The organism is Microbacterium sp., from assembly GCF_049661145.1.
Taxonomy (GTDB): domain Bacteria; phylum Actinomycetota; class Actinomycetes; order Actinomycetales; family Microbacteriaceae; genus Microbacterium.
This window is the reverse complement of the sequence record NZ_JBASZT010000247.1, coordinates 1-5516: the sequence shown is the minus strand read 5'-3', so window position 1 is coordinate 5516 and position 5516 is coordinate 1. Positions and strand designations below refer to the sequence as shown.

Sequence of the window (5516 nt, the reverse complement as noted above, 5' to 3'; positions counted from 1 at the left end):
GCCGCCTGGGGTCCCGGCGCCGAATGGGCGCTCGACCAGCTGCCGCGGCTATGCGGCGCGGATGACGACCCCGCCGGGTTCGAGCCGCATCGGCATCCCCTCGTCGCCGCGACGCATCGACGCCATCCTGGCCTTCGCCTCGGACGGACCGACCTCGTCTTCGACGCACTCGCCAGCGCGATCTTCGAGCAGAAGGTCACCGGGCTGCAGGCGTTCGGCGCGTGGCGCATGATCCTGACGTGGTGCGGCGAACGTGCGCCGGGCCCCACGCCGCGACCGATGTTCGCGACGCCGGCGGACTGGCGCCGGATCCCGAGCTGGACATGGCATCGCGCGGGGCTCGAACCCCCGCAGTCCCGCGCCGTCGTGACGGCGGCCGCGCGGCGCGCGTCGATCGAGCGGGCCACGGCATCCGTCGACGGCGACGAGTGCGATCGCGTGCTCACCAGCCTGCCGGGCATCGGGGTCTGGACGAGCGCCGAGACGCGCATCCGCGCGTTCGGCGACCCGGATGCCGTGAGTTTCGGCGACTACCACGTCGCCCATCAGGTCGGTTATGCGCTCACCGGCGACCGCGTCGACGACGACGGCATGCGGGAGTTGCTGGAGCCGTGGCGCGGGCACCGCCAGCGGGTCATCCGGCTGGTGGGGCTCAGTGGTGCGCTCGAACCGCGGCGCGGACCCCGACTCGCGCCCGAGGATCACCGCGACCGCTGAACGCCGCGCCGTGGGCGACCTCCGCGACACCCGGGCACGCTCTGCGACTCGACAAGCCGCGCGAATCTCGCTAGGTTCGAAGGCGCCGCTTAGGTAACGCTTACCTAAAAGTGGTCGCCTCTTGGCGACCCGCAGGCGATGTTCCTGACGCGCGGTCGCCCGCGCACACACCCCCATCACTGGAGGCACAGCCATGTCCCTACTCCGCCCGATTGCCGCACTCTCGCTCGTCGCGGCATCCGCCCTCGTCCTCACCGCCTGCGCAGGTGACGCCGCACCCGCGGCGACGGAGTCCACTCCGGTCGCAGCCGAGGACTACTACCCCGTCACGGTCACCGACATGGCCGGCAACGAGGTCACGATCGAGAGTGCCGACAGCGTCGCGATCACCGACAACCGCTTCTTCCAGCTCGCCGCCGACTGGGACCTGCCGGTCACCGTCGCCCCGCGTGACCTCATGAGCCCGAACAACCCGCTCAAGGACGACGAGGCGATCCTCAACACGGGCACGCACCGCGAGCCGGACTTCGAGCAGATCGTCGCGGCCGACCCCGATCTCGTCATCAACGGCTACCGCTACGGTGGCGACACGGCACAGGGCGTGAAGGATGCCGCTCCCGACGCCGCGTTCGTCGACACGACCGGCCCCGAAGACCAGTCGGCCGACGACTACGTCGTGGAGAGCCTCACCCTCATGGGAGAGATCTTCAACAAGAAGGCCGAGGCCGAAGAGCTCATCGACCAGTTCCACGCCGCCGTCGCCGACGCGAAGGACGCGTACGACCCCGCGACCACCGTACTCGGCCTGGTCACTTCCGGTGGCGAGATCAACTACTCCAACCCCGCCGACGGCCGCGGCGCGAGCATCTTCTTCAGCCTGCTCGATCTCACCCCGGCACTCGAATCCGAAGGCACGTCCGACCACACCGGCGACAGCGTCTCGCTCGAGGCGCTCGCGCAGTCGAACGCCGATGTGCTGCTCGTCCTCGACCGCGACGCCGCTTTCGAAGACGACCAGAACCCGCCCGCCCTCGAACTGATCAACGGATCGACCGCGCTGGCGAGCCTGCCCGCCGTCGAGAACGAGGCGATCTACGTCATGCCCGGCGACTACTACCTGACCGAGGACGTCTTCGCGTACATCACGGTGCTCGACGGCCTCGCCGAGGTGTTCAGCGGCGTCGAGCAGTAAGCGATCGCCTTCTGCGTTCGACCCTGCGTTTCGACCCTGCGTTTCGATCGCTCAATGACCGGGGGGACCGCTCTCCCCCCGGTCGTTGAGCGAGGCCGCCGCAGGCAACCGAGTCGAAACGTCCCATCCGTCCCGGAACCACCATGTCCACACAGCATCCCGCCACGCGCCGCGTCACGAACGTCGACGCGCTCTCGTCGTCCGCGCCGAAAACGGCGGCAACGCCGAGAGCGCGGTCGCGCTGGTCGCGAACGTGGCCGCTGTTGGTCGCGATCGTCCTCACGATCGGGCTGCTGACCGTATCGATCTTCACGGGCGTCGCCGACATCACGAATGCCGGAGCGGGCAGCGAGTTCCTGTGGATCACCCGCATCCCCCGCACCTCCGCCCTCGTGCTCGCCGGGGCCAGCATGGCGATGGCGGGCCTCGTGATGCAGCTCATGACCCAGAACCGCTTCGTCGAACCGACCACGGTCGGCACGACCGAGTGGGCGGGGCTCGGCCTGCTGTTCTGCTATATCGTCATGCCCTGGGCGGGCGTCATGCTGAAGATCGTCGTCGCCATCGTCTTCGCGTTCATCGGCACGATGATCTTCTTCGCGTTCCTGCGCCGCGTGACGCTCAAGTCGTCGCTGATCGTGCCGATCGTCGGCATCATGTTCGGCGCCGTCGTCAGCGCGTTCTCGACGTTTCTCGCCGTCGAGTTCAACCTGCTCCAGGTGCTCGGCAGCTGGTTCATGGGCCGGTTCACCGGCGTCGAGGTCGGCCGCTACGAGCCCCTCTGGATCGTGCTGTTCGTCGCGATCGCGGTCTTCATCGCGGCCGACCGCTTCACCGTCGCCGGTCTCGGCAAGGACATCGCCACGAACGTCGGCCTGAACTACGAGCGCGTCGTGCTGCTCGGCGTCGGCCTCGTCTCGCTCACGACGGGAGTGGTCACCGTCATCATCGGCGCGCTGCCGTTCCTCGGGCTCATCGTGCCCAATCTCGTCTCGATGGTCCGCGGCGACGACCTGCGCTCCAACCTGCCGTGGGTGTTCCTCGCCGGCATCTGGATCGTCACGGCGTGCGACCTCATCGGCCGCACGATCATCATGCCGTTCGAGATGCCGATCTCCCTCGTGCTCGGCATCGTCGGATCGGTCGTCTTCATCCTCATGCTCCTGCGAACGAGGAGCGCTCATGCCCGCTGACACGCTCACCGGTGCCGCCCGAATGCCCGGCTCCGGCGGATCGCACGGCGCCCCGGCATCCGTCGCCCGCCGCGTCGGCCCCTTCGCGTCGCACGCCCACCGGCGCCGCTACACGCTCGTGCTCGTGGGGCTGATCGCGGCATCCGTCGTCATCGCGGTGCTCCTGATGTCGTGGGACAATCAGTTCGAGCCGTTCAGCGAGCGCTGGTGGCGCATCTCGGGCATGCGCTCGTCGGCCCTCGTCGTCATCGCCCTCGTCACGTTCTGCCAGGCGTTCGCGACCGTGACGTTCCAGACGGCGACGAACAACCGCATCATCACGCCCTCGATCATGGGCTTCGAGTCGCTGTACATCCTCATCCAGACCTCGATTGTCTTCTTCTTCGGCGTCGCCGGGTTCACGGGTCTCAGCCCCTTCGTGCGCTTCGTACTGCAAGCGACGCTCATGGTGCTGTTCGCCGTGCTGCTGTACTCGTGGCTGCTGTCGGGGCGGCTCGGCAACCTGCACGTCATGCTGCTCGTCGGCATCATCATCGGCACCGGCATGGGATCACTGTCGTCGTTCCTGCAGCAGATGCTCGACCCCAGCGAGTTCGACGTGCTCACCGCACGCCTGTTCGGCAACATCGGCAACGCGAACACCGACTTCCTCTGGTTCGTCATCCCGGTGTGCGCCCTCGCGGGCGGCACGATCTGGCTCTTCGCGCGACGCCTCGATGTCATCGCGCTCGGCGCCGATATCAGCACCAACGTCGGGCTGAACCACAAGCGCCAGATCATGCTCATGCTCACGCTCGTGTCGGTGCTCATGGCGATGAGCACGTCGCTCATCGGGCCGATGACCTTCCTCGGGTTCCTCGTCGCGACCCTCGCCTATGCCATCACCGACACGTACGACCACCGCCGCATCCTGCCCGTGGCCTGGCTGCTGGGCTTCGTCGTGCTCGCCGGCGCGTACTTCCTGCTGCGTCACGTGTTGAAGATGGTCGATGCCGTGGCCATCATCGTCGAGCTGATCGGCGGGCTCGTCTTCCTCGCCGTCATCCTGAGAAAGGGCCGCCTGTGATCCGCCTGTCGAACGTCACGAAGCGCTACGGCGGGGGTGTCGAGATCGGCCCCGTCTCACTGGAGCTGCCGGCGGGAGGCATCGTCGCCCTCGTCGGGCCGAACGGCGCCGGCAAGTCGACCGTGCTCACCATGATGGGGCGCCTGCTCGCGCCCGACTCGGGCACCGTCGAGGTCGGCGGCCTCGACGTGCACGCGACGCCGTCGCGCCAGGTCGCGAAGACGGTGTCGATCCTGCGCCAGGAGAACCACTTCGTCACGCGGCTCACGGTGCGCCAGCTCGTCGGATTCGGCCGTTACCCGTACAGCGCGGGCCGGCTCACCCAGCACGACGAGGACAAGATCTCCGAGGCCATCGACTTTCTCGACCTCACCGACCTCGAGCAGCGCTTTCTCGACCAGCTCTCCGGCGGGCAGCGTCAGCGGGCGTACGTCGCGATGGTGCTCGCGCAGGATACGGAGTACCTCCTGCTCGACGAGCCGCTCAACAACCTCGACGCACAGCACTCCGTGCAGATGATGCGGCAGCTGCGCGAGGCCGCCGATGTGCTCGGGCGGACGATCGTCATCGTGCTGCACGACATCAACTTCGCCGCCGCGTACAGCGACTACATCATCGCGATGGAAGACGGCAGGATCGCAATGCACGGCACCCCCGCCGAGATCATCCGCGACGACGTGCTCACGCGCGTGTTCCGTACACCCGTCACCGTGGTCGACGGGCCGTCGGGCCCGTTCGTCGTCTACCACCGGGTATCGGACCCGGCAGAGAAAGGAGCGTCCTCGTGACCTTCACCCTCGAACGCCGCGGCCTTGAGCTGCGCTTCCGTCAGGTGCGTCTGGCCGCACGCCAATGGCTGACCCCTTCGTACGTGCGCGTGCGATTGGAGGGCGCGGACCTGCACGGGTTCGACTCGCCCGGGTCCGACGACCACATCCGCATCTTCTTCCCCGACACCCCGCCCGCTTCGGTCGAGGAGCTGCGTGCCGCGCCGAGCCGTGAGTACACTCCGCTCGCGTGGGATGCCGACGAGGGCTGGCTCGACCTGGAGTTCGCGATCCACGGCGACAACGGCGTCGCAGCCCCCTGGGCGGCGACAGCGGAGCTCGGGGCGATCGCGGGCATCGGCGGCCCGCGCGGGTCCATGCTCGTGACCGGGCGTCCGGACGGCTGGCTGCTCGCCGGCGACGAGACCGCCGTCCCCGCGATGCGGCGCTTCGCGCACTTGATGGATGCCGAGGCCACCGGCCGCATCTTTGTCGAGGTGGCCGACGAGGATCACGAACTGCCGATCGCCGCGCCCGCCGGCATCCTGGTCGAACAGGTGCACCGCGGGGGCGCTGCGCCC

The 5516-nt window shown here is 68.3% G+C and carries 6 protein-coding genes; all 6 read left to right on the top strand.

All coding sequences use genetic code 11. The features are described 5' to 3' along the window. Positions 1-717 (top strand): DNA-3-methyladenine glycosylase family protein (locus tag WBP48_RS10625; RefSeq protein ID WP_424440092.1); only part of this gene is annotated, 717 nt, incomplete at its 5' end. A 193-nt stretch (positions 718-910) separates the two neighbouring features. Further along, on the top strand, positions 911-1909 hold the full coding sequence (locus WBP48_RS10620; RefSeq protein WP_424440089.1) for an ABC transporter substrate-binding protein: 999 nt from the start codon (positions 911-913) through the stop codon (positions 1907-1909). 143 nt (positions 1910-2052) lie between these two features. Beyond that, positions 2053-3102, top strand: a complete 1050-nt coding sequence (locus WBP48_RS10615) for an ABC transporter permease (RefSeq protein ID WP_424440085.1) — start codon at positions 2053-2055, stop codon at positions 3100-3102. Then, complete coding sequence (locus tag WBP48_RS10610; protein WP_424440082.1) at positions 3092-4168, top strand: iron chelate uptake ABC transporter family permease subunit; 1077 nt, start codon at positions 3092-3094, stop codon at positions 4166-4168. The genes WBP48_RS10615 and WBP48_RS10610 overlap by 11 nt, the downstream gene beginning before the upstream one ends. Beyond that, positions 4165-4956 (top strand): ABC transporter ATP-binding protein, encoded by a 792-nt coding sequence (locus tag WBP48_RS10605; protein WP_424440079.1) that lies wholly within the window; start codon positions 4165-4167, stop codon positions 4954-4956. The genes WBP48_RS10610 and WBP48_RS10605 overlap by 4 nt, the downstream gene beginning before the upstream one ends. Continuing rightward, on the top strand, positions 4953-5516 hold a 564-nt coding region (locus WBP48_RS10600), incomplete at its 3' end, for a siderophore-interacting protein (protein WP_424440077.1). The genes WBP48_RS10605 and WBP48_RS10600, both read left to right, overlap by 4 nt.